Raw genomic sequence first — 5,321 nt, forward strand, 5'->3', positions numbered from 1 at the left:
GCGCACCAGGTCGTCCCACATGAACCAGAAACGGTCCTGACCCGGCGTACCGAACAGATACAGGATCAGGTCCTGGTCGAGGGTGATCCGGCCGAAGTCCATGGCCACCGTGGTGGTGGTCTTGTCCGCCGTGTGGGTCAGATCGTCGATGCCGGCGGAGGCGGAGGTCATCACGGCCTCGGTGCGCAGCGGGTTGATCTCCGAGACCGCACCGACGAAGGTCGTCTTGCCCACGCCGAATCCGCCGGCCACCACGATCTTCGCGGAGGTCGTCGAACGGGCTGTCGTACCCCCGACGGGCCCGGCGCTAGAGCTTCCGAAGTCCACTGAGCACCCTTTCGAGCAATGTCACGTCTGGTTGACCGTCGGCGGTGGTCTCGTCACCGCCAGGCTGGTGGATGGCGACGAGTCCGGCCTCGGCCAGGTCGGCGACGAGAATCCGGGCGACGCCGAGCGGGATGGTCAAAAGTGCCGAGATCTCGGCGACCGACTTGATCTCGTAGCACAGTCGGCAGATCCGCTGGTGCTCCGGAAGCTGGCCCTGGAGCTGTGCGGTTTCCGCCGTGGTGTGCACCAGCGCCTCGATGGCGAGCTGGTAGCGGGGACGGGTCCGGCCACCCGTCATCGCGTACGGACGCACCAGCGGCTGCTGCGGCGGCGGGGACTGGTCGGCGGCACGCTGGGTGCCGGCCGACCTGTCACCGTGGCCGGGCTGCATCGGCTGGATACGGGTCTGCGGGTTCTGCTGCTGTTGCGGCTGCCGCTGCGGGGGCTGCTCGCCGTGCTGCGGCTGGTGCGGGGGCTGCGCTCCGTACTGCGGCTGCCCGCCGTGCTGCGGCTGGTACGGCGGCTGCGCTCCGTGCGGGGCCGGCGCCCCGTGCCGGGGCTGCGGCCCACCTGGCTGCTGGGGCTGCTGGTCGGCCGACCGCTGGACGTACTCGCTCGGCGCCGAGGGGAAGTTGAAACGGTTCAGGAACGGCGTGTCCCCACCCTGGGCCGCGACGGACTGGCCGTCCTGCGGCTGATCGGGACGACCATTGCCGTACGACGACGGACCTCCTGGGGGCGTTGCCACGTTTCCTCCTCCGACTCACGGACGTGCGACCGTTGCGCTCACGGCACCTTATGGCGCCCGGCCGCGTTGCGCACTGCCGTAGGCCAGTTGTGCCCTAGTTGAGAAGACTGCCCTGCAGCTCCGCTCGCAGATCCGGGGTGAGGACCCCACCGGCGCGGTCGACCAGCAGTGCCATCTCGTACCCCACCAGACCGATGTCGGCCTCCGGGTGGGCGAGGACGGCCAGCGAGGAACCGTCGGAGATGGACATGATGAACAGGAATCCCCGCTCCATCTCCACAACCGTCTGATTGACCCCACCGCCCTCGAAGATCCGGGACGCGCCCGCGGTCAGCGAGGTGAGACCCGAGGCAACCGCCGCCAACTGGTCGGCGCGGTCCCGCGGGAAGCCCTCGGACATCGCGAGCAGGAGTCCGTCGGCGGAGACCACCACCGTGTGCGACACCCCGGGGGTGTTCTCCACGAAGTTGGTGATCAACCAGTTCAGGTTCTGCGCCGCCTGGCTCATCGGGCTCACACTAACGCTCCTGATCGTAGGTGCTGCCGGGGCCGAAGCCCTGTCGGTCATTCTGGTTGCCGTCGCCCGCCGTACGCCCCTGGCGGACGCCGCGGTGCAGGTTGCTCAGTCTGCCGCGCACATCCTCGGGCGCGCGGGAGACCGAGGGTCCGCCCTGCGAGCTCTCTTCCGCCGCACCCGCGACCAGGTTGGCCCTGGGCACCCGGCGCGGCAGACCGGACGAGGTGACGCCACCGGACTGGGGGGCACGCAACTGGCCCGCCCTGGTCCAGCGTTCGTCGTTCTCGCTCCACCGGTGGGTTCCGGTTTCCTCCTGCGACGGCTGCCCGGCGGCCTCCTCGGCCGGGGCTTCCCAGCCCGGGGTGACCGGGGCTTCCCAGCCCTGGGCGGAACCCTGGTGCTGGGCTTCCGGCCCCCCGTCCTGCTGCTGCCGCCCCATGTCACGTCGCGGGAGGCCCGCGTCGGTCGTGGCACCGTAGCTGGTCGGGAGGGAATCCGGACGGTCGAAACCTACACGCTCGGCCTCCCCCTGGGGAACGCCGGGAGCGGATTCCGCTTGGGGCTGCTGCGGCCCGTACCGGCCTTCGTGGCCCGGCTGTTGGGGCTGGAACTGCTGTGGCTGATAACCGCCGGTGTACTGCTGCGCGGCGATCTCGCCGGTCTGCTCGTACCCCTCGTACCCCTCATAGCCCTGCTGGTACGGGTCCCGCTGCTGCTGGTAGCGGTCCCCCGGCCCGTAGGCGTCGTAGGGCTGCTGTCCCTGGCCGGGGTCGTAGGGCTGCCCCTGCCCGTAGACGTCCTGCCGCTGATCGGGAGCGGACTGCGGCTGTCCGGCCTGCGGGGCCTGCTGCCGGTCCTGCTCCTGCTGCTGCGGTTGCTGCTGAGCTGGGTGCGGCTGCTGCAGTGGGGACTGCGGCGCCTCCAGCGCTGCCCGGCGCTCCTCGCGGAACCGGGAGCGGCTGATGGAGCCGAGCGGTGGCGACTGCTGATCGCCGACGCCGTAGCGCGAGTCGTCGAAACCGAGTTCGGCGGCGGAGCGGGAATCCAGCGCGTCGTGCTCCCGCGGCTGCTCGGGGACGATCCGGGAGACGGTGAAGTCCTCCTCGGGGCTCTCCTCCCCTCCCCCGCCGTGGGTGATGGCATCGGGCAGCATCACCAGCGAGGTCGTGCCCGCCTGCTCGCCGGAGGGACGCAGCTGGACGCGGATGCCGTGCCGGTCGGCCAGTCGGCCCACCACGAACAGCCCCATCCGCTGGGAGACGGCGGCGTCCACCGTCGGCGGGTTGGCCAGCTTGTGGTTGATGTCCGCGAAGTCCTCGGCGGTCAGGCCGATGCCCTTGTCGTGGATCTCGATCATCATCCGGCCGTCCGGCAGCCGGGTCGCGGTCACCCGCACCTTGCTCTGCGGGGAGGAGAACGACGCCGCGTTCTCCAGCAGCTCGGCCAGCAGGTGGACGAGGTCGTTGACGACCTGACCGTGGATCTCCGTCTCGGGGATGCCGCTGATCTCGATGCGCTCGTAGTGCTCCACCTCGGAGGAGGCGGCACGCAGGATGTCGACGAGCGGCACCGGCTCCGTCCACCGGCGGCCCGGCTCCTCACCGGCGAGAACCAGCAGATTCTCACCGTTGCGGCGCATACGGGTGGACAGGTGGTCCATCCGGAACAGCTTCTCCAGCTGGTCCGGGTCCGCCTCGCTGTTCTCCATCTCCGTCACCAGCTCCAGCTGGCGCTCGATGAGGCCCTGGTTGCGGCGGGAGAGATTGGTGAAGATCGCGTTGACGTTTCCGCGCAGCAGCGCCTGCTCGGCGGCGAGCCGGACGGCCTCGCGGTGCACCTGGTCGAAGGCGCGGGCGACCTCGCCGATCTCGTCGCGGCTGGTGATCGGAATCGGCTGGACACGGGTGTCCACCCGGCCCGGCTCGGTGCGCGAGAGCTGGTCGACCAGCATCGGCAGCCGCTGCTGGGCCACGTCGAAGGCGGCGGTGCGCAGCGAGCGCATGCTCTGGCTCATCGAGCGGGCCATCCGGCCCGCGATGACGAACGCGAGCAGCAGGGCGACCAGCACGATCGCCGAGTTCACCAGCGCGTTGCGCTGGGCGTCGGAGGCGATCTGCTTCGTCTCCGCGACCGAGTTGTCGACCAGCTCCTGCTCGATGGCCCGGTAGGCGTCGAAGGTGCCGGTTGCGGTGGCGAAGTAGCTTTCGGTGGTGATGCCCTTGGCGCGCAGCTTGCCGGGGCCGGCGCCGGAGCCGATGGCCTTGACCATCTTGTCCATGGAGGGCGGCTCGACGAACTTCTCGCCCTTGGCCGCCGCGTGCTCCTTGGCCGCCTCGATCCGCTTGCGGCCCGCCTCCTTGGCCTTGGCCGTCTCCTCCTTGAGCAGCTGCACATCCTCGGAGCGCCCACCGGAGGTGTACTCGCCCAGGGCGATGCGCTCCAGGTAGTGGTAGGAGGCCAGCGCGGTCAGCTGGGCCTCCTTGTCGTTGCGGGTCGGCCCGGGCTCGACCATCAGATGGGTGCCCAGCGACCGCTGCAGGGAGACGGCGGCCTTGGCCAGCGAGATGGCGTAGACGGTACGGCCGTAGGAGGTGACGTTGCCGGTGCCCAGCCCGAGCTCGTTGGCGAACTCCATCAGCGGGTGCTGGATGGTGACGTAGCCCTCTTCCGTCTCCACCCCGTTCATGTCCTTGGTGTACGCGGTCTCGCGCAGCACCGGCAGCCGGGGCTCCACCTTCTCGAACGCGGCGAGCCGGCGCTTGAGGCCCGGGTTGTCCGGGAGGTGGGAGACGGCCGCCTTGAACTCCTTGGCGGCCCGGTCGGTGGCGGCGCGGGCCTTGCGGACCGCCGGGTCGTCCTTCTCGCCCTTCAGCAGGGGCTCGGCGGTGCGGTCGCGCTCGTCGATGAGGGCATTGCCGTAATTCGCTGCCGCCTCGACGAGTTCGGCCGTACGCTGGGCCTCCTTGGCGTCCTGCCAGGCGGAGACGTCGGATTCGACCTTGAAGCCACCGAAGACGAGGGCGACGAGTACGGGTATGAGCAGGATCGCGTTCAGCCGCGTGGGTACCCGCCAGTTGCGCGCCGACCATCTGCTGCCGGTGCCGGTGGCGGGCGGTGGCTGGGGGGCCGAGGAATGCGGGCCGCGCGGCATGGCAGGCCGCTGCGGCGGGGTGAAGTTACCCCTCGACTCCGCGGAGCCCTGCCGTGCGGAACCTTCCTGTGCCGGTCCCGACTTACCCCTGGTCGTTCGCCTCACTCGACTTCTCACCTCTCGGTGCGCGGCGCCCCACTGAACACCTTGCGCCGGCGCTACTGCTGAGTTCAGGGAATTCCAGCACGTCACGGCCGCTCCCTCCAAACAGTTGGCGCATTACGGAGGGCGAGGAAGAACGAGGAAACCGGTCCACGGAAAAACGGGCATTGGGGCCGTGCGGCGCCAAATGGCCCGGGATTCGTACGCAGAGTGAGACGTTCCGCGCGCCCGGCGTGTTCACACGGACGTAATTCTCTGTCGAAACGTTATGAACGTGAGGCCGCCGCAGCTCCCGGGCATGGCGAAAAACACAGCGTCCCGGGGGGCCTGCCCCGGGTGCCGGTCCGCAAGGCGCCGCCGCCGCTCCGCGGCGGCGCCGACTACTTGAGGCGGGCGAGCAGTGCGTGCTCCACCAGGGTGATCAGCCCGCTCTTGGCGTCGGCCCGGTGCCGGGCGTCCGTGGTGATGATAGGCGT

At 70.0% G+C, this 5,321-nt stretch carries 4 protein-coding genes and 1 pseudogene; all 5 read right to left on the bottom strand.

Annotation, left to right across the window (positions count from 1 at the left end):
* Positions 1–327 (bottom strand): GTP-binding protein (locus tag JW613_RS35330; protein WP_209215293.1); only part of this gene is annotated, 327 nt, incomplete at its 3' end.
* On the bottom strand, positions 308–1,075 hold the full coding sequence (locus JW613_RS35335) for a DUF742 domain-containing protein (protein WP_209215294.1): 768 nt from the start codon (positions 1,073–1,075) through the stop codon (positions 308–310). The genes JW613_RS35335 and JW613_RS35330, both read right to left, overlap by 20 nt.
* Positions 1,076–1,169: 94 nt before the next feature.
* Positions 1,170–1,583, bottom strand: coding sequence for a roadblock/LC7 domain-containing protein (locus JW613_RS35340; RefSeq protein ID WP_180289953.1), 414 nt, complete (start codon positions 1,581–1,583; stop codon positions 1,170–1,172).
* A gap of 10 nt (positions 1,584–1,593) precedes the next feature.
* Positions 1,594–4,743 carry a nitrate- and nitrite sensing domain-containing protein gene (locus tag JW613_RS35345; RefSeq protein ID WP_209215295.1) on the bottom strand — a complete coding sequence of 1,050 codons (3,150 nt, stop codon included), beginning with the start codon at positions 4,741–4,743 and terminating at the stop codon, positions 1,594–1,596.
* Between the two features lie 482 nt (positions 4,744–5,225).
* Positions 5,226–5,321, bottom strand: a pseudogene (locus JW613_RS35350) (ATP-binding protein); the annotation flags it as partial.

Origin of the sequence: Streptomyces smyrnaeus, assembly GCF_017676345.1 — a bacterium.
Taxonomy (GTDB): Bacteria; Actinomycetota; Actinomycetes; order Streptomycetales; family Streptomycetaceae; genus Streptomyces; species Streptomyces smyrnaeus.

Bases quoted from the DNA above. Each gene is read 5' to 3' on its own strand.
- JW613_RS35340 (WP_180289953.1), bottom strand. From the start codon at position 1,583: ATGAGCCAGGCGGCGCAGAACCTGAACTGGTTGATCACCAACTTCGTG.
- JW613_RS35345 (WP_209215295.1), bottom strand. From the start codon at position 4,743: ATGCCGCGCGGCCCGCATTCCTCGGCCCCCCAGCCACCGCCCGCCACC.